Consider the following 26389-nt stretch of genomic DNA (forward strand, 5'->3'; position numbering starts at 1 on the left):
GGACTTACCAAAAACCTTACATAGTTGAGCAATAAGTTATCCGCTCAGTTTAACTGGTAACTCATTTACCCGCAACTCCCCAGGCACAGCCAAAAGACGATTCTTCACTTGCCAATCAACAATGCGCCGCACTTCCATCAGGGGAGTAGTTTCGGAGGTAAAGGCATATTTAATCGCCGCCCCGAGAGGAGAGCTAATCGGAGAAATTTGTGGCGGCTCCACTCCCTGCGGCAACTGGCTTTGAGCCTGTTGCAATCGCTCCTGCACTAGCTGGCGGGCGCGATATATTTCAGTGTCCCAACCAAAAATCACTTTCACTACGGAAATACCGACGGCAGAAGAGGAACGTAGCGTTTCGACTCCAGGTGTACCGTTAATAGCACTTTCTATCGGTCGAGTGACGAGGGATTCCACTTCTTCTGGAGCCAGTCCAGGTGCTTCAGTTTGAATTTCCACTTGCGGCGGCGCAAAGGCAGGGAAAACGTCTAGCGGCATTTGAGTCAGGACGCGAAATCCCCACAAGGTAATGATGATGGAAGCGATAACAACCAGCCACCGTTGAGCGATCGACCATTTGACAATAGAGTTGAGCATTATTTTCTAGACCATAGCTGGGACAGCGGCTTGGTGATAGTTGTATTTGTAGTGAGGCACTGTATCTAATGTCCCAAACTCAGATGAAATCGAGATGAAATTTGTCGGGCGATTCAGTTGAAGTTTTGTGACTGCATCGCCAAGGGTGAAGTGGACTCCATACTCCTCTACCCCCCTCGATTTAGCAGGTATGTACAGATCGTTGTTGTTAAACTGTACTTTTGCGGCAAAAGATTCAAAAATATGAGTAGACAGCAAAAGTGGGGCGAGAGACGCAAAATACGAGTACCAGGTTGTAGAGCGTGGCTTATATGTAGTAAGCCTAATCTATTCTGATGTAGCAGATAGTATGCATCAAGGAATCCCTGAAGTAATTCAACCTGTCCTAGCAGATTACACTCAGATGATGGAAGAAAGGCTCCCTGACTTTATGGTGGCATTTTACGTCTGTGGTTCAATTGCACTAGGTGCTTTCAATGAGAAGTTTAGTGATATCGACTTCATTACAGTTGTAAGCCACCAAGCTAGGGAAGATGAAATCAGATACCTGCGAGGCATTCATCGAGAGATGCGAAAGAAGTATCCCAAGTGGAAACTGGAAGGAGGCTATCTCCAGCGGGAGGACTTAGGGCATTTCGAGGGAGAAATTGCTCCCTATCCCTACTACTACAAGGAGATACTCCATCCACACGGGTATCATGACTTGAACTCAGTTACTTGGTGGGTTTTGAAGAATCGAGGAATCGCTGTCATAGGATCTGACCCTAAAGAGCTTGCTTTTACAGTAAATTGGGACTTGCTCATTTCAAGAATGCTTGAGAATTTGAATACATACTGGGTGAGTTGGACAAAGAAGCCTACAAGGATAGCATATCTCTTGACAAATGAAGGGATTCAGTGGTCTATATTGGGCATTTTGCGACAGTTCTACACATTTAGAGAGAATGACATAACTTCAAAGACTGGAGCAGGACAGTATGCTTTATCTTGTGTGCCACATAAGTGGCATCGTTTAATTCAGGAAGCGATTGATATTCGAGAAGATGGCGGTAAGTCGCATTACACGTCCAAGTTAGTTCGGGCAATTGAGTCCGTTAGCTTTTTGAAGTATATAATAACGTCCTGTAATATACATCTGAACTGAGCGAAAGACTGGCTAATATACTACTAGGAGTGGGGTATGGTAGAACACCCACTTATTTCTCTAAATGCTCTCCAGAAGCTGATTTCGTGTAAATGACAATTGAACAAAAATGTTTGCCATACCCCGCTCTCATTAGTAACTGCATTGGAGCAGATGGAAAGAAGCTTTTGGTAACGATAGTAAAGTTTGTTTGCCACCGCTCAACTGTGTCGTTAATCCTACAATCTCCTGCTAACGCTTGCATAAACTCTGCACGTTCTAGCTTACTTCAGTCCAGTCTGCAATGTTAACAATACTTTCTCTAGAGATATCTACACCTCAATACCTGTGAAGGCAAAAACTTCTATAGCAGGTTTTAACGTCAAGCTCGTATATTCACAATCCCCATCATCCCCAAATCTTCATGGTCGAGAACGTGACAGTGATAAACAGTCTTACCAGAAAAATCGCGGAACGGAATGCGGATGCGGACAGTTTCACCTCCACGCACTAAAATAGTATCTTTCCAAGCGCGGTAGGGTTCTGGTTCACCGTTACGCGATATGACTTGAAAAGGATTGACGTGCAAATGGAAAGGATGATCCATACGGTCTGGATCGACGTTAACTAATTCCCAATCCTCGACTGTATTCAACTTAACTTGAGTATTGATGCGATTTGGATCGAAAGCTTTCCCGTTGAACGTAAAACTCATCCCCGTACCAGGAGTCATTTCCTCCTCCATTGACAATTCTAACCGTCTGACTGTCTTTGGCTCTGGTAGTGTTTCTACAGGAATGAGTTGTTTGGGTAAAGGCAGGGTAGAGGTAGAACCTTGATAAGTCAGAGTTGCTAAAATTTGAGGATTTACCTGGGACTTTCCCCCCATCATGTGGCTGCTACCACCCCCCATCATACCCATTTCATCTTCCATCATTTCCATCCCACCTCGGTTGTAGGGTAAATTTAACAAGCGGTACTGCTTTGGCTCTCTTTCCCCACGCACCAACATCTCTGCTCGTTCTCCAGGCGCAAGTAGCAGCTCTTTGAGTTCCACTGGTTCAGCTAAAGCTCCCCCGTCTGTAGCAATTAAGTAGAAGGGATGGTTTTCGAGAGCGAGGCGGTAGAACCGAGAAGGTGAAGCATTGAGGAATCGCAAGCGTAGTAAGCCACCAGAAGCAATGGAGAAAGTGGGTTTGATTTGACCGTTGACAGTCAGTAGTTCTCCCTCGCGCCCCATCATCATATCCATATGGTTTGGAGATTGAATGCTCCCGTTTCGGTCTAAAGCAAAATCTTGTAAAACTAAAAATTCCTCTTTCGCAGCTTGAATTTCAAGAATCTCATCCAACTCACCCCGAATAATAAATAAACCTGCTAATCCAGCAAATACTTGTTCTGCTACGTAGCCGTGACGATGAGGATGATACCAAAACGTGCCGGATGGGTGGTTTTTCGGGATAGTGAATTCGTAGGTCAAACTCTCTTTCGGTGGAATGTCGAGGAAAGCATTATCTGCGTTGCCTACGGGGGTAACGTGTAACCCATGATAGTGTAGGTTAGTGGGTTGGGTAAGGTTGTTAGTAAAGCGGATGCGAACTGTATCTCCTGCTTGTGCTTCGAGCCGAGGAGCGGGTACTTGTCCGTTATAGCCCAGAAGGTATGCTCGTTTGCCTCCCAAACTTATAGGGCGAGAACTTGTTTCTAGGTCAAGTTTTAGTAGACCGCCAGCACTTTTGTAAAGTTTGGGGGACAAGGCTTGAGTTTTGAAGGGATTCCTGTTGTTTTGTGCGAATGCAATGCTCGCGACTGATGCAGTCACTGCACTAGCAGTGCTGAGGATAATAAACTGTCGGCGATTAACTTTTACCATATTCTGTCCCTTACAGGATAAAGCCTGCAAAATTAAGATTTGAGCCTGTAATTTTTTCTTTTTTAAGATTCTCTAGAGATAGCTTCCTACCGATGCTACTAATCCAATCAGGATTGGTAGCGATCGCATTTGAGGAATCTACTTACTAATTTTCAACTTATAAACGAGAAGCCGAGTGAGTTCGCCAATTGGTGATACCTGTGTTTCTGATTAATCAGCCCCATACCTGGTTTACCTTCTTTCAACTGACAAGCAAAAATTTTAGTAAAACGCAATTGAATTCAGTTTTGAAGCAATCTTATTCAAGGGTTACTGCTCACAAGGCACTCCAATTGCCGTACTACTCTTCACATCTGACGGATTTCGCTTGGGTATCAAAAACCTTCCAAACTTGGCGTATAAAGCAGGTAATACCATTAGCGTTAATGCTGTAGAAGTAAACAACCCACCAAGCACTACTATTGAAAGTGGTTGCAGAATTTCCTTTCCCGGTCCGCCCTCCACTACTAAAGGTGCCAAGCCCAAAGCAGAGGTAAAAGCTGTCATCAGGATGGCGTTAAGCCGTTCCATCGACCCTTTAATCAAAACTTCTCTAAAAGGCATCCCTTCTGCAAATTTGGTGTTGTAGTTGTCCACCAGTAGCAAACCATTACGAGTAGCAACCCCAAACAGAGTAACAAAGCCAACTAGGGAGGCGATGGAAATAATACCCCCAGTCAAAGCTACCGAAAATATTCCCCCTACCAACGCTAAGGGCAAATTAATCATAATTGTGGCGGTAGAGGGGATAGATTTAACAGAAAGGTACATGATTACCGTAATGACTACAAAAGCTACGGCACTGGAGATCAAAATGTTTTGTGTGGCTCGTTCTTGTGCCTCAAATTGACCAGCGTATTGAATATAGTAGCCAGAGGGAATTTGCACTTGTTGCCTAACTTTGTCTTTAATTTCATTCACGATAGAGCGCAAATCTCTGCCTGCTGCATTAGCAGAAACAACAATTAGACGGGAAACATTTTCGCGGTTGATCGTGTTCGGACCCGTGCCGTAATCGATTGTAGCAACTTGCGCTAAAGGAATTTTTTGACCGCTTGGAGTATCAACTAGCAAATTGCGAATGGTATCTAGATTTTGACGAGCGTCCGGATTTAACCACACGATTAAGTCGAAGGTTTGTTGGTTTTCCAAAACTTGAGACACCACTCGCCCATTAAGCGCAGTTTCAATAATTTCGGCAAGTTGTCCTACCTGAAGACCGTATCGAGAAGCCGCCGCTCGGTCGAACTGAATCTGGATTTGTTCGATTGGTACTTGGGGTTCGAGCTGCAAATCTACGATTCCCTCAACAGTTTTCATCACCTCATTCACTTGTTGCCCGATAGTACGAAGCTGCTCTAAATCAGAACCAAAAATTTTGACGGCAAGCGCACTTCTGACTCCAGACAGCACCTCATCCATCCGGTGCGAAATAAAACCGCCAATATTAGCTGCTACTCCTGGTATTTTGGCAAATTCCTGCCGCAGCTTCTCAATCGTCGCTTCTCTATCTTTCATGCCTGCTTCACCGATCTGCACATCCAGCTCGCCAAAGTTGACACCACCTACATCGGTGTCCCCAGGCGCACGTCCGGAGCGGAGTGCGATCGCCTCAAACCGAGGATCGTTTTTATTGGCATCTTGGATAGCAAAGCCAACCTGATTGGTGGTCTCTAGAGAGACACCTGGATAAAGGTTGACAGCGTTGATTAGGGATTGCTCCTGAAACTCCGGTAAAAATACCCGTCCAAATGAGGGAACAATCGCGATTGCCGCCACCAAACTCGCGGCAGCTACAACTAAAATAATTCCAGAGCGCCGCATGGAAAATGTTAATAAAGGCTGATAAAGCCGCTTAAAAAATCTTGCCACCCAAGGCTCCCTTTCTGGCAAGCGACCGTAAGGTAAAAGAATTGCACATAAAGCTGGAGTTACCGTCAGTGCTGTCAAGCTAGAAGCAAGCACTGCCGCCATATAGCCCAACCCCATAGGAATAAAAATGCTACCTTCCACGCCAGACAAAGCAAAAACTGGGGAGAAAACAACGATAGTAATTATCGTTGCTCCAAATACTGAATCGCGCACCTCCTGAGATCCCTCAAACACAACATCCAAAACGGGACGCGGGTGGGGAGAGTATTTATTTTCCCGCAAGGAACGATAGACATTTTCTGCGTCTACAATCGCATCGTCAACGGCTGAGCCAATGGCTACTGCTAACCCACCCAAAGTCATCGTATTCAAACCTTGTCCTAACCAGTTTAGGAGTAACACTCCTATCAGCAACGATAAGGGCAGGGCAGTTAAACAAATTGCCAGGTTGCGCCAATTCATGAGGAATGGAATCAGAATCAAGGCAACAATGATGCTACCTTCGACTAAAGCCTCTCTCACGTTTTCAATCGAGGCATCAATATAATCTTCCTGACGGAAAGTTACGGAAACCTTGATATCTTTAGACAAGCCTGCTTTTACTTCTTCCATTGCCGCCTCAACAGCACGAGTGACAGTGGGAGTATCAGCTTGAGGCTGTTTATTAACCGTGACAATAATGGCTTTTTGACCGTTAAAGCTGGCATCGCCCCGTTTGAGTTGGGCACCAATTTGCACGGAGGCAACATCTGCTATTTTGACAGGTGTTCCCCTACGGGCAGTAATTACCGATTGCTGTAATTCTTGGATCGATTCAATTCGCCCAATTCCTCGGATCAACCGTTCTCGGTCAGGGGTAATTAAGTAGCCACCTGGAGCATTGGCATTTGCGGCAGCAACGGCTTCGGTAACGTCTTGTAAGGATACGTCAAAAGCTTTCAGCTTTTCAGGATCGACCAGTACCTGATACTGACGCACATCTCCACCAAATGCTACCACCTGAGACACACCTGGTACGGCTAACAAGCGATTCGTCACTTGCCAATCAACAATGCGCCGCACTTCCATCAGGGGAGTGCTTGAGGAAGTAAAGGCGTATTTGATGACGGTGCCGACTGGAGAGCTAGTAGGAGAAATTTGTGGCGTTTCCACCCCTTCAGGAAGCTTGCCAGATGCTTGTTGTAACCGCTCTGTTACTAGCTGCCGCGCTTGATAGATATTGGTTTCCCAGTTAAAGATAACTCTGACAACAGAGATGCTTGCTGCACTAGAAGAGCGTACTGCTGTCACTCCTGGCGTACCGTTAATTGCACTCTCAATGGGTAAAGTTACTAGAGATTCAACTTCTTCGGGAGCGAGTCCTGGTGCTTCCGTTTGAATTTCTACTTGCGGGGGTGCAAAGCTGGGAAACACATCCAGCGGCATTTGTACTATGGTGCGAAATATCCAAAATGTGAGAACGATTGCACCTAAAATCACGAGCCAACGTCGAGCGATCGCCCACCGAATAATAGCACTGAGCATTGTAATAGTCTTGAATTTTCAAATTTTCAATATGAATGGATGAACGATTTTACTTTCGGTCTCTGACTTCTGAGTGCTGGCTCCTTGGATGGTGGTTGTCGTTCATTGAGTATGATTCATCACCAGAAACAGATTCTGCTCGCTCGTCTAGTTTGGGTGTATGGTAAGTCGCTGATTTGGTAGAACCATTACCATTAGTACCGTTAGGATAATTATGAGATTCGTCAGCAAATCCTGTAGATGCTGGTACGAGCTGAGATTTAGTGCGACGACCAGACCAAATAGCACCTGCTGCGAAAGCAGCAGTACCAATTGCTAATCCCCCTGCTGCTCCTGCCAACCACCAAGGAAATTGCGCTCCTGCTGTTGTAGAGGCAGGGCTTTTTCCTGGGTTACTTGCTTCAGGTGCTTCGGCTTCTCCGTCTGCTGCTGGAGCTTCTTTTCCACCTCCCCGTAAAGACTGTGCGTAAAGTTGGGGCGCGCGTTGGGTAACGATCGCATCCCCCTCAAATAAGCCGCTTTTCACTTCGATCGTGTCTCCAGATGTTTGACCTAAAGTGACTTCAGCTGCTTGGTAAGCATTGCCATTTTGGATGTAAACCATCTGCTTGCCATTAGCTTCCACCACAGCCGAGCTGGGAATTGCCAAGAGTGCTGTAGATGTCCGATCCGTTAGCACTTCTAGTTGGGCAAACATTCCTGGCTTGAGGACTCCGCTAGAATTATCGATTTCGGCTTTGACAGGTACTACCCGCGTTTCACCTTCCACCACCGAGCCAATTACGGTGATGCGTCCGGTGAAAGTGCGATTGGGCATGGAAGCAACCGTGACTTTGACTGACTGACCTTTTTTAACTTTATCTAAATCTTTTTCATAGATGTTAGCTGTAGCATAAACCCGACTGTCGTTCACAATTGTCATCAGCTTGCCACCTGCGTCTTGGAAAGATTGACCGATAGTGACTTCGCGATCGGCAACTCTACCAGAGATGGGAGCCGTAACTGTCACCAGCCCTTGAGCGTTGGCTTTTGCACCCAGTTGTTGCAGTCGAGTTTGATATGCAGCATCGCTGAGGTTGAGGCGGGACTGAGCCGCTTGCACGGATGACTGAGCGCGTTTGAGATCTGCTTCGGCTGCAATAACGTCTCGGCGGCTGTTAGCTGCTGTAAGTTTAGCTTTAGCTTCGGCTAGCTGGGTTTCGGATTCTAGGGCTTGGCGACGGGGAATTGCACCTTTAGTCAATAAAACTTGGTCTTTGTCAGACTTTTCTTGGGCAAAGTCTACTTGGCTTTGTGCTTGGGCAATTTCTGCTGCGGCAATTTGCGAGAAACGCTGATAGTTTTGTTGCGCTAGTCTCAAGTCTGCTTGCGCTTTTTGCAAATCTGCTTGTGCCTCCGCTCGCTTTTCCTGGGAAGTGACGCGCAGTTCTACTAAATCGGGAGTAGAGATAACGGCAACGGGTTGACCTGCTTGCACGGAAGCCCCAGGCTGCACTAACAACTGGGCTACTTTAGCTCCTGAAATTGGTGTCGTGACTTCTACTTGCTGATTGGGCAGAGTTTCAATTTGTCCGGTCGTTTTTAGCCCTACTGCTAATCGCTGTCGGCTAACTGGCTCGACTTTGATTCCTAGCCGCTTGGCAGTTTCGGCATCAACTTGAATCGAGTCAGGTGATTGAGTTGCCTCGCTTCCTCCTCCTTGAAATTCGTCTCCGTGTCCGCCGTGAGCTAACACAGTAACTGGAGCTATCAGGATTGCGAGGCTGACGATCACCCCAGAGAAGCGGCGAAGCGGTGCAGATGATTGGAGACGGTATGGTTTGAGCATCACTAGAAATGTCCTTATGTACCGTAGAAGCGAAGTTTACCGTGTTGGCATCGAAGCAGGTTTTGACTTTTTGCCTGAAGCTAGCACAGCACTACAACTGCACTACTAAGTATCTAGTTTCTCCTATGCAGATGAAATCAAGATGAAATGACGATTGGCAATTAGCCATTTCATAGGAAATTTGTTTCACCTTCAATGCGATCGCCATACTTGCACGCCCAAATCGCTTTATTTCGCTAGGAATCCATGCTGTCGTAGCTTTAAGCAGTGTAGTGTATGCGTTTTCAGCTCTACACTGCATGACTGGGTTACTGGTTATACCAGGCTTTGCGCCATTGCATCATTTGAGCGATTTCTTTTTGTTGTGAAGTGACAATTTCATTAGCCAGTTGTTTGATTTCGGGTCGCTTCGACTTCTGCAAAGCATCTTGAGCCATCATCACCGCCCCTTCGTGGTGAGCAATCATGGCATTCATAAAGCGCAAGTCAAACTGAGCGTCAGCAGTTCCCAAGTCCATCATCATTGACATGCTTTGCTGTTGTTGCTTTGTCATTGGCACTACAGGTTTGCCCTCTCCGCCATAGGCAACAGGCTCTTTACTAGCTTGGGGATACCATTGCTGTCGCCACTTCCGCAGCAGCTCGTTTTCTTCACGGTTTTGGGCGATGATAATGTTGCCTGCCAATTTTTTAATCTCAGGACGCTTTGATTTGAGCTGCGCTTCTTTCGCCATTGCGATCGCGCCTCGGTGGTGCAATCTCATTCCATCAATGAACCGCAGATCGTAGTAAGCATCGGCTGGACCTAAGTCCATTGACATGCCGCTACCATGTTGCATCATGCCACTGCCGTGATTCATCATGCCACTGCCGTGATTCATCATACCGCTTCCATGCTGCATATTCTGCTTCAGATGAGCGTTGGTGGTATTTGAAGTTTTACTATCTTTTGCCAAGGCACCAAAACTAGCAGCGAGTAACCCGCTTGTCATTGTGGCGATCGCAGCCAGAGTTAACGCCAAAAACTTAGTCTTCGTAGAATTAGGTTGCATAAACGACTTTGTACTCATAAATCTATTGCTTAAGAATTTCCTTTCTCAGTGTAAAATCTCCAGTTGGCTGGAGAGTCAACAGTTATGTTTGCCAGCGTAACTGACTGCTAACGCAAGACAAAGGTTTCGCTCGACATGGCAATCGAATCGCCCTAAGTATTAAGTATTGCAAAGCAGGATGAAATTTGGATGAAATTTTTCACTAGTCAATCGCGATCGCACCTCTAGTTCGATAAAGCAAGGTCAGTGCCCGCGTTAGTGAGAAGAACGAATAATTTGACTCTAAGTATAAAAGGCGACTTTTTTATTCTTTGTAGCAAAGACCGCATACGGCGATGAAATTGAGATGAAATGCTTGTCTTTCAATAGGAAGAAATTATGACTCTCACTTCAGAACGATGAATTAGCATTCTTCACGTTCTATGCTGAACTTGCCTCTGGAGCTACGGGTCTAACAAACTACAAATAACCCAAAAGTTACAGTTAGAGTGGGTATTCTGTACCTGCTTTAAGGTGGATAGATTGTTTTAGGTGTCTTGCCTGAAAACTCGATAGACGGTATTCATTTACCTTGCCAAAAAGCTGTCTTCATAGATTTTGCTTTAACACATTGCTAATCCTATGAATGAATTGCTTTCAATTTTCGCCTTCTTGACTGCGTTCGAGTTCGAGCGGAGCGTCTAATGTCTGTGTAATTCCAACTACTTACTTGAATCAACACTGTTATGTTTTTTAATAGTAACACACAACAAAACTGGGCTGCTAAATTTACCACCCATTTGCTGGTAGCGATGACACTTACTTTTGGTACGCTCGTTGCTACCAAGATACCAGCTAAGGCAGACGCACCCGCACCAAGAAATAGACTCACAATATTAGAAATTCGCTTGCTCAGAGATCTGATCGACGGTCATAACTTTGCAGTTCAGATGGCGCAAGTATGCGTAGAGAAAGCTTCGCGCAACGAATTAAGATCGCTTTGCGAGCAGGTGATTGAAGCCCAGCAACAAGAAATCCAAACAATGCGATCGTGGCTGAGTAATTGGTATGGAATTAACTATCAACCCACTGCAAACAATTTTGGCAGAAATGTCGTGAAGCAGTTGGAGTCGCTAAATGGTAGCGAGTTCGAGATTGAGTTTATGAAGACATTAACCTCACACCACTGGGGTGCGATCGAGTTCGCTGGAGAAATTATCGATCGCGCCTATCATAATGAATTTATAGAACTTGCCTCGAATGTCGTTATTCAACAAGCAGGTGAGATTACGCAGTTGCGAAGTATGCTCTCGAAGAATTATGGTATTCAATACAATGGTGCTACTCCAGCAGGTTCGTCATCTATGGAACCTGAGCCATCACTGCTTGCTCCTGGTACATCCCGTTAGAGAATATAAATAATAATGTAGTGGTGGTAGTATTCAACATCTGTCCATCACTATTTTTCATTTCAAGCAAATCGTTTTTTAGTGCCGAAGATCTAGTTTTTCCCGTAAGACTTGAGATGGATAATTCTTATACATTGTTTTGAAAATCTCGAACCATCTACATTTTTCTGCACTTTTATAAAGAGACTTATGCGACACAACCACGAGCAACACGGACATCAGCAACCCCAGCAAGAATACGTTGGACATGACGAACATCAGAGGCAGCTTGCTGATGTCCGTCAGGATTTGCATGAAGCTCGACAGCAACATTCCCACCATGATAAGCACGCAGGACATAGTCCAGAAATCTTTCAGCGACGATTCTTCATCTGCCTAGTGCTAAGTTTACCCGTGCTGTACTACGCGCCCATGTTTCAAATGTGGTTTGGGTATCGCGCGATCGCGTTTCCTGGTTCAGAGTGGGTTGCCCCAATTCTCAGCACAGTCATCTACTTTTATGGCGGTTGGGTTTTTCTACGAGGGGCATGGCGCGAATTTCACAGCAAGATTGGCATGATGACGCTGATTGCGCTCGCCATCACTGTTGCCTTTATTTACAGTCTTGCTGTTTCATTTGGACTGAGAGGCGAACCATTTTATTGGGAATTGGTAACGCTCGTTGACATCATGCTGCTAGGGCACTGGATCGAAATGGCATCGGTTCAGGGCGCAAGTCGAGCCTTAGAGAATTTAGCAGAACTCGTGCCTACCGTGGCACATCGTTTGGTCAATGGACGAGTTGAGGATGTTCAGGTCGATACGCTACAACACGATGACTTAATTCTAGTTCGTCCTGGCGAACAAATTCCGATCGATGGCGAAGTCACAGAAGGTGCTTCAAGCGTGAATGAAGCTTTTCTCACAGGCGAATCCCGTCCAGTTACCAAGCAAGTCAACGATGAAGTGGTTGCCGGAGCCGTAAATGGAGATGGCGCGTTGACCGTGAAAGTTACTCGAACAGGCGAACAAACTACTCTCAGTCAAATCGTGCGCCTGGTTGAGGAAGCGCAAAGCTCTAAAAGCCGCTATCAAGCATTAGCGGATCGATTAGCGTATTGGTTGACGCTAATTGCGATCGCAGTTGCAACGCTGACCTTTATTGTTTGGCTGGCATTTGGTCCTGATACCACTTTTGCGATTAATCGCGCTGTAACGGTATTAGTGATTGCTTGTCCGCACGCATTAGGTTTAGCGATTCCACTCGTGATTGTCAATGCAACAGCGATGTCTGCAAAACATGGAATTTTAGTTCGCAGCCGAGAAGCATTTGAGCGAGCAAGAAACATTCAAACAATTGCATTCGATAAAACTGGAACGTTAACGGAAGGACAATTTGGAGTTCAACGAATTTATACAGATAAAATTGACGAACTTAAAGCGTTAGGAATCGCGGCAACCCTAGAATCGCTCTCCGAACATCCTCTGGCTCAAGCGATCGTGCAGGAAGCCGATCGCCGCCAGATTCAATTTACAAAAGGCGAAGATTTTCAAGCAATTCCTGGTAGCGGTGTGGAAGGCACGGTAAACAACCAACGTTATCGAGTCGGTAGACCTGAATGGGTGCGCGAATTGAAGCTGGCATTCCCAGCAGCTTTACAAGCGGGATTGGAGCAAAGCGAGTCGCGGGGAGAAAGCGCGATCGTCCTCATGGACGAGCGGCAAGTGCTGGCTGTTTTTGGATTAGCCGATCGAGTGCGGGAACCTGCAAGAGAAGCTGTCGCCAGATTGCAGGAAATGGGCGTGCAAGTGGTGATGATTACGGGCGATGCAGAAGCAGTTGCCAAGACCGTTGCTGAGGATTTAAACATCAATCGCTACTATGCCCGCGTGCTACCGCAAGATAAAGCCTCAATTATCCGCAGACTCAAAGCCGAAAAACCAACTGCTTTTGTGGGAGATGGGATTAATGATGCGCCTGCTCTCACTGAGGCAGATTTAGGACTAGCGATTGGGGCTGGAACCAATGTCGCGATCGAATCCGCAGATTTGGTATTGATCAATAGTAGTCCCCTCGATGCCACATATGCATTGAAGTTGGCAAAAGCGACCTACAATAAAATGCTGCAAAATCTGTTTTGGGCAACGGGTTACAACGTCATTGGCATTCCTTTAGCCGCAGGGGTCGCTTATTCCTCTGGAATTTTGTTATCTCCAGCAGTGGGTGCTATCTTCATGAGCGTTTCGACTGTTGTTGTTTCGATTAATGCCATGTTATTACGTCGGCTTAGACTCAGAGAATGAGATGATTGCCAGATTAGTAGCATCGTAGAGTCTACCTTCTAGACGTAGATTCCCAAAGGTCATGGGACGAGCGCGGAATTCAGCCGAGCGTTTGGACGCATTCGAGCGTCAAGCTGTTACTACTACCGAGATTTGAAGCAGTGAAGTAAATATCGAGCAGTGCCAGAAGCACTAGTACAATGCCAACTGCTTTCGATAGGTTGTGTCGCAAAAACGATTTGATGACAGAAAATCCTTCTCAATTCCTGTTTGTTATTGTGCAATTTCAAAAAGTTGAGATACTAGCTTTATTGATGCTCGCACGTCGCTTTTTTTAACGCCTTGAACCTGATTTACAAATCACATTCATTGCCTCAAATCCTCTCAAAGAACGCCAAAGCTGTGTTGAACGAACTAAATCCCCTTCCCAGTTGTGTTAATCGCTTGATGAAGCGATAGTCCTGTTTTTCATTTCAAGCAAGCAAATCGTTTCTTAGTGCCGAATATCTGGCTTTTTCCGTATAGAAGTTGAATTTACTTGAGCCAATTCTTCAGCAAGTATTTTCTGATAAATCCATGCTAATCTGGGCGTGATTAAATTATTTTCTATACCGTAGCCGAGACTCGTCCAAGTAGCTGACAAAAGTTGTAAAACCTGCTCCAGTTTTTCTTGCTTGAGAAGGGCGGCAATGTCGTTTCCCCAAGCATGGCGATCGCTCAGCCATGCATATACCACCCGATCTTGTAATTCCGGCTCAAAACTGTAAGAAATTGTATTCCCTTTCAAGTGTTTGGGATGATACTGCTGAACTTTCTTCTGCCATGTAGAAGTCAGAAGTTGATAGCGACCTGCGGCTGTCGTACACTCACCTTGATGCGGACCAGAAATAATTGTGATACATCCGTTTGGATGGCGGTTGAGATTCCAGAAGTGTTCGCCACCATAAAGCAGAGTGTAAGGGTTAGAATCTTGAGCTTCACTTGCCGAAATAGTCCGCATCAACGCTCGAATGTAAGGGTTTCCTCCTGTCATTGCTAAGGCTGGTGGGATATATTCACCACGATCGATAGAGATTTTGCGTAACCAAAATACCTGCCAAAGAAGCATGAGCGAAGCTAAAGTTAATATTCCAACAATTATCGCCTGCCACTTACACTTTTTGGAGTTATTTCTAGGGAAGAGTTTAGCTTTTTTTGAAGAGTGTTTTAGCACCACTTACAACAGTAAATTCGTGAAACAGCACTGGTAAATTGTACTCAAAGCGATCTCTACAAACCCGAAAAGGTTTTGCAATCGTAACAAAGTATTGCTGAGTATGGTGGTAAATTATAAGAATGAGCCAATCGTCAAGCGGAACTTAGTATTACACGATTAAAGCTATTGCCTTGTTTAATCTCTTCTGAGTTTTGGCTTTTTTCTACCAAACAAACCAGACATACTCAATCAGCTTTCACTTTGTCGTTTCCTTTGAGCGCACCCTGAACTTGAGTTATAGCTATCGGCAGCTTTGGCTTTGACACCATCCTCAACCTTTAACCATGTGTCCTCAAACTTGTTAAACTCCTGCCTAGCCCGATCGAAGTTTCCTGCTTCAACCACTGCTCTCGTGTTCGACACCACAGTAGTTAAGGCACTAAAACTTTCCTGGCTAGCATCAGAGGTTTTAGAGGGGGATTGAGCAGTTGATTCAGTACTAGAAGGAGCCTGTGTAGTAGGTTGTTGAGCATTGCTACACCCTACTAATGCTAGTAGCCCGAGTGCGGTAGCAGCGATCGTGTAACTGAAACGATTCATAATACCCTCTAACGTATATCTAAATAAAGCGAATAATTCAGGTAACGTTGACGAGCATCGTTAACCCCCCTCCTCCTTTTACCTCAACGTTGTCATTTGTCGCATGATGAGCGATGTGACAATGCAGCAACCACTTACCTTTGTTGCGTGCCGTCCAAATTACATCGTAGCGCTCGCCAGGAGCTACATTAATCGTGTCTTTTTCAATTTGGGCAGCAACAGGTACGGGATTTCCGTCTGCCTCGACAATCTTGAATGGACCACCATGAATATGCATGGGATGGATGAAAGCGTTATTTGAACCAACTAAGCGGAAACGGATTTTCTCGCCCACCTTAGCATTGATGGTTTCTGTATTGGGATAGGCTTTGCCGTTGATTGTGAAAAAGTTCGGTAGTAACCCTTCCATCGGCATGGCTGGAAAGGTATAGCCTTGCTTGACAGTCCACTCCTGAAGTTGAACTACAACCTCTCGGTCGTAAGCAGGAGTTTTGGGTTTATTCTTGGGATCGACAATCAACGCACCATACATTCCTAGCGTTTGCTGGCGGTCTATATCCTTGTGCGAGTGGTAAAAATACGTGCCTGCTTGCTTGACAGTGAACTCGTAGGTATAGCTCGCGCCTGGTGCAATTGGCTTTTGGGTAATATCGGCTGGACCATCCATATTGTTAGGTAGAATCATGCCATGCCAGTGAACTGTGGTAGGTTCGGGCAAATTATTTTTAACTACGATTCGCACGCGATCGCCCTCAGTTACCCGAATACGCGGTCCTGGAATTTGACGGTTGAAGGCATAAGCAGCTACTTGGACATCCGGCAGAATATTCCACTTGATTAAAGAAACGTCGAGGTTAAAGACCTTCACACCGTTCTCTAGTTTGGGCGTTAGAGTCCGATCGCCCCGTGCATCAACAGGAGCAGTGTAGGCTATCTTTGTCAGATCTACTGCTGCCATGTCTTCCATTGCTTCCATGCTCGTATCGGCAGTCATAATCATTCCAGGTGGCATGACTAGACCATTCATCTGAGTAACGCTAGTCATAGGTGTAGGTGCTAGTGATGACACTGGTGCTGGAGATTTCTGACTACCCATATCCATCCCAGGCATAGACCGATCGCCCGCGTTCATCCCAGACGCAGATTGGTTGCTCATATCCATTTGAGGCATCGATTCTTGCTGCATATTCCTAGCACTCATTGTAAAGTCACCGTAGAGTGCGGCGATAAGAATGCCAAATGCTAGTGCTATTAATGTCAATAGCGTTACAGCCAAAAGTTGCGATCGCGTCGCTTTGGATTTCATCGTCATACCTGCGTGCGAATTAGCAGCAGACGAATTCATATCCCGATTTTTATGGGTTTTCATACTCACATTCCTTTCATAACCTGATGTGTAGAAGCATTAGGTGCAGGTACTTCACCAAAGGTTGTGGCAATCCGTTCTGTCTCAGCAGCCAAGCTGTGACCGCCTCTACCCAATACCCTCACAGTACCCATGCCATGTTTTAAACCCACTGCTACAAGCCACATATTGACTGGAAAAGCAACGACAAATCCCACTAGAGTTGCAAGAGACATCACGCCCCAAAAGCGGATTGAGGTTGCCTCCATTGCGGTCATGTCGCGACTCATCAAAATCACCATCACTGGAATCATGCCTGCCATCACCGCATTCATGGAGAGCCATTCTGGTATGAAAGAACGCCGAACGGCTTTGAGGTACGAGCCGCCCAGCATATCTCTCATAAATAGAGATTGAAACACAAACAGCCCAAAGGCAAAGCCGAAAACATACTCGGAGATAACATCGAGCCACATCGGGAGTCCGAGCGTCATAGTAACTGCCGCAGCGACAATGATTCCCGTTGCGTCACCTGCCAAACAGTGAATCGTCGAACCCAAGGTTTGCTTCCACAGAGGTTTGACAAACTCCTCATGCTGCATCGGTTCTGGTTCCTGACAGGACAGAACGTACAGCGCCGCACCAATCGCCCCCGTGTAGAGAGTCACTAACAGCCATCCCCACTTCATTACTGTTAACTCAGGATTACTGGTGAATGCATCCCAAGCTACGTAGACTACTGAAATAGCTGTCAGGCTAAACCAAACGATTAGAACAAAATCAATTGCAGGTCTTCTGAGATCCGCCTCATTCGTGCCAGGCATTTTCATTCCAGGCATTTTTGAGTTTGTTGCCTGTTGAGATGAAGGAGAGTTTTGGGCAATGGAATTGCGATCGCTCTCTTGAGTGTTAGGTAAATTTTGACTTATTCCCAACTGGGGTGTTAAGAGTACTAGTACAAAGCGGCGGAAATAAGCAGACCATAATTGTGGGAGAATAATAGTCATGGAACAGTTGTTTGGGTTGATAGCCAAAGGATCGGGGTGTGGCACTACTCGCTCCAAAGGAATTAAAATTAAGTGATGGTGAACGCTGGGAACTACAACAGTTAATCAGCCGACACAATACTCCACAGCAAATTGCACTCAGAGGCAAAATAATCCTATTGGCATCTGAGGGAAAAAATCATCGCCAAATCGCTCGAACTTTAGATATCAATAGGCAGATGGCTCGTTTATGGCGAACTCGATGGTTAGAAAACGAGAATAAAGAATTATCAGTTTTTGAGAAATTACAAGACTCTGAGAGAAGTGGCGCACCAGCCAAATTTAGTATGGAGCAAATTATCGAGCTATTTGCACTTGCATGTTCAAGACCTGAAGATTATGGCAGACCAATCAGTCATTGGACAACAAGGGAACTAGCTGACGAAATGATGAAACAGGGAATAGTTGAAAGCATATCCCCTCGTCACGTTGGAAGATTATTAGAAGAAGCTCAATTGAAGCCACATCAAAACAGGTACTGGCTGACTCCCCCCCCCAGATGAAAACTTTGACATCAAAGTTGAAGATATTACCGTCCTATACATGAGTGCAATTGAACGTCATCTTCAAGGAGAGCGGACAATATCAATTGATGAAATGACAGGTATTCAAGCTACTGAGCGATTAGAACAAGACTTACCGATGCGACCAGGCAAAGTAGAGAGAAGAGAATTTGAATACATTCGTCATGGTACGCAGACCTTGATCGCTAATTTCAATGTTGCCACTGGTCATATTGTCGAACCAACTTGTGGAGATTCGAGAACCGAATCAGATTTTGTCCTTAATATACGACGAGTTATTGAAACTGATCCTGAAGCCAAAAAATGGCATTTCATCATGGATTGTCTTAATACTCATCAATCTGAGTCCTTGGTTCGTTTGATTGCAGAAAAAGAAGGTTTGGATGTAGATTTAGGCATGAAGGGAAAAAGCGGTATTCTCAAATCCATGAAATCTCGTGCGGACTTTTTGACTAACCCAACACATCGAATCGTTTTTCATTACACTCCTAAACACTGTTCTTGGCTCAATCAAATTGAGATTTGATTCAGTATTTTGGTTCGGAAATTGCTCAAGCGTGCAAGTTTCGTTAGCAAAGATGATTTGAAAAATCGAATTCTCCATTTTATCGATTACTTTAATCAAACAATGGCTAAACCTTTTAAGTGGACATATAAGGGGAAAGTTTTAGCTATTTAATGGTTTGCTTATTTCCGCCGCTTTGTACTAGTCCCAGAGTTAGTGCAAACGTCACTATCCATAAAACTGGTTTAAAACGCATATTTACCTTTAATTAGCTGGATCGGATTTTCTACATCTGATGAGTTCTAGCTGAATGTAGTTCACGCAGTAGTAATAATTAGCGTAGGGTGAAAAACTCTTCCGCAGCCGAGGGATGAATACCGATTGTTGCATTGAAGTCTTTCTTAGTCACACCCGTGCGAATAGCAAGTCCAAGACATTGAATAACGCTCTTTAATCACTCTTTTAAGAAAATAATTTACAACCCTTACAGCACAACACTTTTACGAAAAACCTTGATTTCAGCCAACGTATGAGAAAATAAACGCTCAAGCCCTCGCCTCATCTTAAGCCTGGAAATCAACTCCGATTTTTCTCTTTTAAAAGTGATGAAAGAGCGATAATCTCAGTAGCATACTCACCTACCATATGAGCGCCCAACACTCGATCTGTGTTGCGATCTACCACTAATTTGATTAGAGTTTTCTGTTCCGGTTCGGCAATACTGTCGAAAAGAGGTTGAAATCTTTGAGAATAGCAGCATACAGCTTCCCCAAAATTTTCCCGTGCCTCCGCTTCAGTCAAACCTACAGTAGCAGCTTCGGGTTGGGAAGAAACTGCTGAGGGAATGCACTCAAAACTCACGGTTCGAGGTTGTTTGCCAAAGACGGTATCGGCAAAAGCGCGACCAGAAGCAATAGCAACTGGAGTCCAGTGGGGGCGGTTCGTACAATCTCCAACTGCATAGATATTTGCTTTGTTGGTATAGCTGTACTCGTCTACAGCGATCGCGCCTCGATTGACGGCAACGCCTGCCTTCTCCAGATCGAGACCGCTTAAATTAGGGACGCGACCCATAACATAAAGAACGGTATCTACAGTTATAGTGTCTCGATCATCTCCCGACAAACTTAAACGTAAACTATCTCGTAGTCTTTCAATTTTTTTGACTTTTGTATTGCAAAAAATTTGAATACCGTTCTTTGTCATGCTTTCTTGAACGGTAGTACGAAGAGTTTCATCTCGACCTGGTAGAATGCGGTCTTCAGGTACGACTGAAGTGACTTTTGAGATCAAACCATTCATACTCCCAGCAAACTTCACGGCGATTTGGTCGCTGCCGATAATGGCTATATGCTCTGGTTGCTGTTTGAGTTCAAACATCTGCCGCGATGTAATAGCATATTCGATTCCTGGGATGTCTGGCTTAATAGCCTCCCCACCCACGGCAATCAAAATTTTGTCAGCAGTAACTTTGCGTCCTTCAATATCCAAAGTACTAGCATCTAAAAACTTGGTATTTCCGTAAATCAGTTCAACTCCTGCTTGTTGAAGATGCTGAATATGCAACTGACTCAAATGCTCGATCGCTCGGTCTTTAGCCGCCATAAATCGATCCCAATTGACGCGGCGATGAACTTTGCCCCATCCATATTCGTCAGCATCTTCAAAAACATGGGAGAAACTAGCAGCATAGACCATCAGTTTCTCAGGAATACAGCCATGAACAACACAAGTGCCGCCTACTCGATCGCGTTCTGAAATTGCTACGCGGGCACCGTATTCGGCAGCACGTCTAGCAGCCGCAATGCCTCCAGGACCTGCACCAATTATAAATAGGTCGTAATCAAAGCCCATAACAATATTACTGGCAAATTTCTACCAGTGATAGGTTCTTCTATACTTAATTTTTTCACTAAGAAATGAAATAGGTATGAAATTCTTAATAAGTGAGAATTCAAAATAGCTATGCATATCAGAATGAAATTAGTATGAAATCTTTATCTATCGAAAGACAGAAAACATACCCGTGTAAGAAAGAGATGAAATGCATATCCATAATTCTTTAAAGTAGAAAATAAACGTCTTAAATTTTATTGCAATAGCGCAAGCTAGTTCTGCCCAGAGGTTTGATGTAATAGAAGTATCTTGCTTGTCTTTTTCCTCGCAGCTCATTTAAAAATCTGTTCTCTCTTATGGAGGAAGTATTTATCTATCAAGTACGTAAACAATAAATAGAGATTTATAATTGCGCTTGCGAATTACGATGTAAATATTTCTAATACCAACTAGAAGGGAGGAAGAACAATGGCAAAGATAGGTTTATTTTTCGGAACTCAAACCAGCAATACGCAGACTGCGGCAGAAACAATTCAAAAAGAGTTTGGTGGAAATACTGTTGTAAACTTAAATGATGTTTCCAAGGCTGAACCAAATGATTTTAATAATTATAGTTATATCATTGTTGGTTGCCCTACTTGGAACGTTGGCGAGCTGCAAAGCGATTGGGAAGACTTCTATGACGAGCTTGACAACATCGACTTCACGAGTAAGAAAGTTGCCTATTTTGGTGAAGGCGACCAAGTAGGCTATCCCGACACTTTCCAAGATGCTATGGGTATGTTAGAAGAAAAAATTGTCGAACGAGGTGGCGAAACAGTTGGCTATTGGTCTACAGATGGTTACGAATTTACTGATTCTAAAGCTCTACGTGATGGTAAGTTTGTCGGTTTGGCATTAGATGAAGATAATCAATCAGACTTAACAGATGAGCGCATCAAAGCTTGGGTCGCTCAGCTGAAGCAAGATTTTGGCATTTAGCAAAAAAGTAGCTTCATTATTAATCTGAGTGAAAGGGACTTCAAGCTCGAAGCTGTAAACTTATGCGTTGTTGCTTGTTTTGAAACTTACCTAAATGTCGGCAGAATGCCCACGCCGTCGAGTATCGCGGCGCTGGGACGCAGCTACAATGCGCCGTGCGACGGCGCTTGCGCTGCTTATGAATGCCGACCAATAAACTAAAGAGCGAAGCGCAACCTTATGGTAAAATAATCTCATAAGCTCAGCCAATAGTTGTTGTGTTTGTACTTGAAGCTAAACTTAGGGGTTCGGATAATCAGTTCCAAATCATCGATGAGATGGTTAGGACGGCTGGCTTTATCCGCAACAAGTGCGTTCGATACTGGATGGACAATCAAGGTATCGGACAATATGACTTGTCTCGCCTCTGCAAGGACTTGGCGACTGAGTACGAATGGGCGGGAAAGCTTAACTCGATGGCGCGTCAGGCATCCGCCGAACGAGCGTGGCAATCGATTAAGCGATTCTACGACAACTGCAAAAATCCTTCTGTTAAAAAGAAGGGATTTCCCAAGTTCAAAAAAGCCCGTTCCGTTGAGTACAAAACCAGTGGTTATAAGCTGTCTGAGGATAGACAATCTATCAATTTCATCGACGGCTTCAAAGCTGGTACATTTCGCATGATTGGTGCGGCTGACCTTAGCTACTACCAACTTGGACAAATTAAGCGAGTTAGGGTAGTGAGACGCGCAGATGGGTACTATGCTCAATTCTGTATTCAACACGAACGCAGTGAGGAAATAGAACCAACAGAGCAAGTGATTGCTTTGGATGTCGGGTTGCTTCACTTTTATACCGATAATCGTGGTAACAAGGTAGAAAATCCTCGTCATTTGCGAAAATCGGAGAAAGCCTTGAAACGCTTGCAGCGTCGAGTAAACCACAAAGTTAAAGGTTCTAATAAAAGGAAAAAGGCTGTCAACAAACTGGGAAGAAAGCATCTCAAAGTATCGCGCCAGCGGAAAGATTTTGCCGTCAAGTTGGCAAGATCCGTAGTGAAGTCTAGCGACCTCGTGGTGTTTGAAGCATTGAGAGTGCGGAATCTGGTGAAGAATCATCATCTTGCCAAAAGTATTAGCGATGCTGCATGGAGAATGTTTTTTGATTGGCTGGAATACTACGGTCAAATCTTTGGCAAAATAGTCGTTCCAGCACCCCCACAATGGAGCAGTCAAGAGTGCAGTTCTTGCGGTCAAATCGTCAAGAAAAGCCTTAGCACTAGGACTCATATTTGTAGTTGTGGTGCGAATCTTTGTCGCGACGAAAATGCAGCGAAGGTGCTTTTAGCTAGAGGATTAAAAATTGCGAGTACCCAAGGGCATTGGGGAATTAACGCCCAAGGACAGACCAACCTCTGTCAATTAAGTGAGAACTTGGTTGATAAGTTGACTGGTTGAGCTGGGAACCCCGCGCTGTCACGAAGTGCAGCGTCGGGAGGATGTCAGACTCTCCTGCTAAAAAGAGCTGCGCTCGTCTTATGTGGACGACCGCTTAAATCTTGTCTTCAAAAGATTTTGAAGAGCGAAACATCAATCGATCGAGAGACACGGTATATGCTTGCCGTGTTTGATCGTATTTAACGCTATATGAAGTGGGATAGTAGGCACTCTTGGAGTATACTTCTGGAAGTTTTAGAGCTTCGGTAAAATTCGGTTGTGTTTCTAACCAAGATTTGGTCAGCATCGGCTCCCCAAAGACTATTTCTCCATTGTATGTTCCGTAAATAAACGTCTTGGTGAAGGGCAAACCCCGAGATTCCGGCGATTTGCTGTCAATCCAATGCCTTCCTTCTCCAGGAGCAGGATTGGTAGGTTCTGGGATGTAATCCCTTGGGAGCGATTTCTCTAAAGGTGCCTTGTATACCTTAATCAATTCATCCCCATTTGCCGTAATTTGTTTTCGTTCCTCAGCACCCAGCGAGTTGCAAAATTTCACAAACTTCGGCAGGTAATTCTCACCCAACTTCGGCACCCTATTCCCACCAAGTTCGGCAGGTGATTCTCAGCTAACTTCGGCACCTGCTTCTACACTGCGGTCAGTTTTGACCCAGAGGACTCAGTGGATGACGAAACGGAAACGACAAGGAGGATTACTGTCAATGGAGAAGTTTCGAGAAATTTTACGACTGCACGAGTTGGGTTACAGCCAGTGTGCTATTGCTCAAAGCTGCGCGGTGGCGCGTTCGACGGTGCAGGACTATATTCGTCGAGCCAGCGCCAAAGGGTTGAGCTATGAGCAATTAAACAAACTCAGTGACAGCGAAGCTCAGGAACAATTGGGCAAGGGGAAACGGAAAGTGACCCAATCAGCAGAGCCAATTGACTTTGCTCGGGTAGATTTGGAACTTCAGCGCAAAGGCGTGACGTTGGCGCTCTTATGGCAAGAGGGCTTAGATAAGCAACAGTGGCAGTGCAGCTACGGCACCTTCTGTCGGCGCTACAACCAGTGGCGAGGACAAAAGCAGCTGTCGATGCGCCAGGTGTACAGGGGTGGAGAAAAACTGTTTGTGGACTACTGCGGGTTGACGATTCCGGTCGTGCATCCGAAAACCGGGGAAGTGAACTCGGCACAAATCTTCGTCGCCTGTCTGGGTGCAAGCAACTACACCTACGCAGAAGCTACCCCTAGCCAAGAGTTATCCCATTGGATTGGCGCACACCAACGGGCATTGGCGTTTTTAGGTGGCGTACCGGAGTGTATTGTGCCGGACAATCTCAAGTCTGGGGTTACAGACCCGTGTCGCTATGAGCCGGGAGTCAATCGCAGCTACCAGGAGTTTGCCGAGCATTACAGTTTGGCAATTATTCCCGCTCGACCCAGCAAACCACGCGACAAAGCCAAAGTGGAAAAGGCAGTGCAGGAAGTCGAGCGGCAGATCCTCGCTCCGGTGCGGCATGAACAATTTACCAGCTTTACCGACCTTAATGCTACCATTGCCATCCGACTCAAACGCCTGAATGAGCGGGTGATGCACGGCTATGGATTGTCCCGTCAAGCCTTGTTTGAGCAGGTGGACAAACCTGCCTTGAAGCCCTTACCTACTCAGCAGTTTGTCTTTGCCCGGTGGAAGACCGCTAAGGTGAACCTCGATTATCACATCGAAGTCGAACGGCACTACTATTCAGTGCCCTACTGGTTTGTGCAGCGTGAGGTTCGAGTCAAAGTCAGTGAACAACTGATTGAAGTATTCCACGATGGCAAGCGTCTTGCCTGTCATGAACGGTCGCGCGTGTCTTATCGTCACACCACCCTGCCCGACCACATGCCCCCAGAGCACTGGGCGTACAAGCGACAGTCAAAGGAGCGATTCCTGGCATGGGCACAGCAGATTGGACCGCACACCCAGGCACAGGTACAAGCCATTTTTGACCGGAAAGATCATGAAGAACAAGCCTTCCGCTCTATCCGAGGACTGCAACGACTGGGACAACAATCCGGCAGTGACCGATTGGAAGCGGCTTGTCAGAGGGCAAATGTCTTCGGCATGGTCGGTCTACGGCGAGTGCGCTCGATTCTCGACACTCACCTCGACTGCGAACCTGTTCCTACGCAACCTGACCCCGCACCCGTTGTGGAACATGCCAATGTCCGAGGACCGCTCTACTATCACTAACGCAAATTACAACACTATCACCAATGCAATTGGAAGCAGACTATGAACCCCTCTACTGTTGACCAACTCAAAGCTCTACGCCTCATCGGTATGCTGGAAGCCTGGAGTGAGCAACAGGTAAGTCCGAATGGCACTAAGATAAGCTGAAACGTCCATCATTCAAGCAGTTTGCATTTGCCTGCGGAACTCATGTCTGGGTTGCTTCATTAGAGGATAAGACTTAGGGCGACGTTTACGGACCCGTGGTTCACTGCGACCTGGGCGTTCTGGAATAGCCTTATGAACAATAACTTTGAGTAAAGTGCGATAAATCTGCTCTACTTTGGTTGAAGAAGTAGCTAATAACTGGGGAATAAAGTTATTTAAATGGTGGCGAGTACCTTGTAAAGATAAGCGCAAGGGAGGAACACCATAAGTAGTTCCAGCCAACCACATCAAGCTACGAAGTAGATTGTAAGCAAGCAAATAAGCATAAATTTCTTTGCGAACCATAGAGGGAGTTTTACACCGTAAAATATCCATGCCCAAGGTAGTTTTGAGATGTCTTAAATCTAATTCAACTTTCCAACGTTGACCATAAAGCTCGACAAGTTTTAGAGAAGAATAAGTTGTTGTATCTAATAGAGTTGTGATTAAACTGACTCGTTGAGTCCGAAAACCAGGGATGATAATGTAGTAGAAGATTTCTCGCACAATTATGGTTGGTGGCAGGGCAACCCATTCATCTAGACTCAATCCTTTTGGACAAATTTTAGGTTTGTACCAAGTCACCAATTTATCACAATCTCCAACAATTTTACCTTGTCGCATTGTTGTTGTTCGGGATTGATGTTTCCGGAATACTGCATCACAATCAAGTTTTTTAATAGCAACTAAATCAGCATAAGCGCAAAACGCTCTATCTCCCAAAAGAATATCCAATGGATGAAGAAACTGATATAAGTTCCTAGCTAATTTAATATCGTGGGTGTTCAAAATATCGATACATAGAGCAACAGCAGCTCCTGTCGCTAAACTAAATATTACACCAATTTTGGCAAGAGGAAATCCACATCCAGGTTTTTGGTTACTTGGTTGAGGGTACGCTTTTTGGTTCTCTACAGTGTCAGGCATAGAGACAGTTGACCCATCTATCACTCTTACATTTCGA

General features: G+C 45.3%; 20 protein-coding genes and 2 pseudogenes. 8 read left to right on the forward strand and 14 right to left on the reverse strand.

What is annotated here, in order from left to right; all coding sequences use genetic code 11:
• Nucleotides 1-78 precede the first annotated feature (78 nt).
• Nucleotides 79-594 (reverse strand): annotated as a pseudogene (locus tag DSM107010_RS29885) (efflux RND transporter permease subunit); the annotation flags it as partial.
• Between the two features lie 6 nt (nucleotides 595-600).
• Nucleotides 601-852, reverse strand: a complete 252-nt coding sequence (locus DSM107010_RS29890; protein ID WP_127024623.1) for a hypothetical protein — start codon at nucleotides 850-852, stop codon at nucleotides 601-603.
• Nucleotides 853-943: 91 nt separating this feature from the next.
• On the opposite strand from DSM107010_RS29890, the gene DSM107010_RS29895 reads away from it, so the two are divergent.
• Nucleotides 944-1738, forward strand: coding sequence for an aminoglycoside adenylyltransferase domain-containing protein (locus tag DSM107010_RS29895; protein ID WP_106168277.1), 795 nt, complete (start codon nucleotides 944-946; stop codon nucleotides 1736-1738).
• A 361-nt stretch (nucleotides 1739-2099) separates the two neighbouring features.
• Here DSM107010_RS29895 and DSM107010_RS29900 read toward each other — a convergent pair whose 3' ends face one another.
• The 4 genes from DSM107010_RS29900 to DSM107010_RS29915 form a co-directional block, all read right to left on the reverse strand.
• Complete coding sequence (locus tag DSM107010_RS29900) at nucleotides 2100-3590, reverse strand: multicopper oxidase family protein (RefSeq protein WP_106168275.1); 1491 nt, start codon at nucleotides 3588-3590, stop codon at nucleotides 2100-2102.
• Between the two features lie 309 nt (nucleotides 3591-3899).
• Nucleotides 3900-7025 carry an efflux RND transporter permease subunit gene (locus DSM107010_RS29905; protein ID WP_106168274.1) on the reverse strand — a complete coding sequence of 1042 codons (3126 nt, stop codon included), beginning with the start codon at nucleotides 7023-7025 and terminating at the stop codon, nucleotides 3900-3902.
• A gap of 49 nt (nucleotides 7026-7074) precedes the next feature.
• A complete protein-coding gene (locus DSM107010_RS29910; protein WP_106168273.1) occupies nucleotides 7075-8853 on the reverse strand; it encodes an efflux RND transporter periplasmic adaptor subunit in 1779 nt (592 codons plus the stop codon).
• Nucleotides 8854-9161: 308 nt separating this feature from the next.
• Entirely contained in the window at nucleotides 9162-9923 is a 762-nt protein-coding gene (locus tag DSM107010_RS29915) for a DUF305 domain-containing protein (protein ID WP_241994403.1), read from the reverse strand.
• Between the two features lie 773 nt (nucleotides 9924-10696).
• On the opposite strand from DSM107010_RS29915, the gene DSM107010_RS29920 reads away from it, so the two are divergent.
• Both DSM107010_RS29920 and DSM107010_RS29925 read left to right on the forward strand, forming a co-directional pair.
• Nucleotides 10697-11293: a DUF305 domain-containing protein gene (locus tag DSM107010_RS29920; protein ID WP_241994404.1), complete on the forward strand. Its 597-nt coding sequence runs from the start codon at nucleotides 10697-10699 to the stop codon at nucleotides 11291-11293.
• A 189-nt stretch (nucleotides 11294-11482) separates the two neighbouring features.
• On the forward strand, nucleotides 11483-13576 hold the full coding sequence (locus tag DSM107010_RS29925) for a heavy metal translocating P-type ATPase (RefSeq protein WP_127024629.1): 2094 nt from the start codon (nucleotides 11483-11485) through the stop codon (nucleotides 13574-13576).
• Between the two features lie 472 nt (nucleotides 13577-14048).
• Here DSM107010_RS29925 and DSM107010_RS29935 read toward each other — a convergent pair whose 3' ends face one another.
• From DSM107010_RS29935 to DSM107010_RS29950, 4 genes are all read right to left on the reverse strand, one after another.
• Nucleotides 14049-14663, reverse strand: coding sequence for a glycoside hydrolase family 24 protein (locus tag DSM107010_RS29935; RefSeq protein ID WP_106167804.1), 615 nt, complete (start codon nucleotides 14661-14663; stop codon nucleotides 14049-14051).
• Between the two features lie 336 nt (nucleotides 14664-14999).
• Nucleotides 15000-15350: a DUF4363 domain-containing protein gene (locus tag DSM107010_RS29940; protein ID WP_199755820.1), complete on the reverse strand. Its 351-nt coding sequence runs from the start codon at nucleotides 15348-15350 to the stop codon at nucleotides 15000-15002.
• A gap of 37 nt (nucleotides 15351-15387) precedes the next feature.
• Nucleotides 15388-16719, reverse strand: coding sequence for a multicopper oxidase family protein (locus DSM107010_RS29945; RefSeq protein ID WP_106167803.1), 1332 nt, complete (start codon nucleotides 16717-16719; stop codon nucleotides 15388-15390).
• A gap of 2 nt (nucleotides 16720-16721) precedes the next feature.
• Nucleotides 16722-17702, reverse strand: coding sequence for a DUF4396 domain-containing protein (locus DSM107010_RS29950; RefSeq protein WP_241994405.1), 981 nt, complete (start codon nucleotides 17700-17702; stop codon nucleotides 16722-16724).
• Nucleotides 17703-17740: 38 nt separating this feature from the next.
• On the opposite strand from DSM107010_RS29950, the gene DSM107010_RS29955 reads away from it, so the two are divergent.
• Entirely contained in the window at nucleotides 17741-18244 is a 504-nt protein-coding gene (locus tag DSM107010_RS29955) for a helix-turn-helix domain-containing protein (protein WP_127024632.1), read from the forward strand.
• Nucleotides 18245-18284: 40 nt separating this feature from the next.
• Nucleotides 18285-18944, forward strand: a pseudogene (locus tag DSM107010_RS29960) (IS630 family transposase).
• A gap of 160 nt (nucleotides 18945-19104) precedes the next feature.
• Here the strand turns inward: DSM107010_RS29960 and DSM107010_RS43215 are convergent.
• Nucleotides 19105-19212: a hypothetical protein gene (locus DSM107010_RS43215; RefSeq protein WP_127024637.1), complete on the reverse strand. Its 108-nt coding sequence runs from the start codon at nucleotides 19210-19212 to the stop codon at nucleotides 19105-19107.
• 134 nt (nucleotides 19213-19346) lie between these two features.
• Nucleotides 19347-20624 (reverse strand): FAD-dependent oxidoreductase, encoded by a 1278-nt coding sequence (locus DSM107010_RS29970; RefSeq protein ID WP_241994406.1) that lies wholly within the window; start codon nucleotides 20622-20624, stop codon nucleotides 19347-19349.
• A 450-nt stretch (nucleotides 20625-21074) separates the two neighbouring features.
• Here DSM107010_RS29970 and fldA point away from each other — a divergent pair, with 450 nt between their 5' ends.
• Nucleotides 21075-21587 (forward strand): flavodoxin FldA, encoded by a 513-nt coding sequence (fldA, locus tag DSM107010_RS29975; protein WP_106167802.1) that lies wholly within the window; start codon nucleotides 21075-21077, stop codon nucleotides 21585-21587.
• Between the two features lie 257 nt (nucleotides 21588-21844).
• Entirely contained in the window at nucleotides 21845-23023 is a 1179-nt protein-coding gene (locus DSM107010_RS29980; RefSeq protein WP_106167801.1) for an RNA-guided endonuclease InsQ/TnpB family protein, read from the forward strand.
• A 94-nt stretch (nucleotides 23024-23117) separates the two neighbouring features.
• On the opposite strand, the gene DSM107010_RS29985 is transcribed toward DSM107010_RS29980, so the two are convergent.
• Nucleotides 23118-23561: a hypothetical protein gene (locus tag DSM107010_RS29985; protein WP_199755823.1), complete on the reverse strand. Its 444-nt coding sequence runs from the start codon at nucleotides 23559-23561 to the stop codon at nucleotides 23118-23120.
• 163 nt (nucleotides 23562-23724) lie between these two features.
• Here DSM107010_RS29985 and istA point away from each other — a divergent pair, with 163 nt between their 5' ends.
• The gene (gene istA, locus DSM107010_RS29990; protein ID WP_199755824.1) at nucleotides 23725-25239 is read left to right on the forward strand and encodes an IS21 family transposase; all 1515 of its coding nucleotides are present in this window, start codon (nucleotides 23725-23727) and stop codon (nucleotides 25237-25239) included.
• Between the two features lie 159 nt (nucleotides 25240-25398).
• On the opposite strand, the gene DSM107010_RS30000 is transcribed toward istA, so the two are convergent.
• Nucleotides 25399-26389: IS4 family transposase (locus DSM107010_RS30000; protein WP_127024634.1), on the reverse strand; the 991-nt coding region annotated here is incomplete at its 5' end.

Source organism: Chroococcidiopsis cubana SAG 39.79 (assembly GCF_003991895.1).
GTDB lineage: Bacteria > Cyanobacteriota > Cyanobacteriia > Cyanobacteriales > Chroococcidiopsidaceae > Chroococcidiopsis > Chroococcidiopsis thermalis.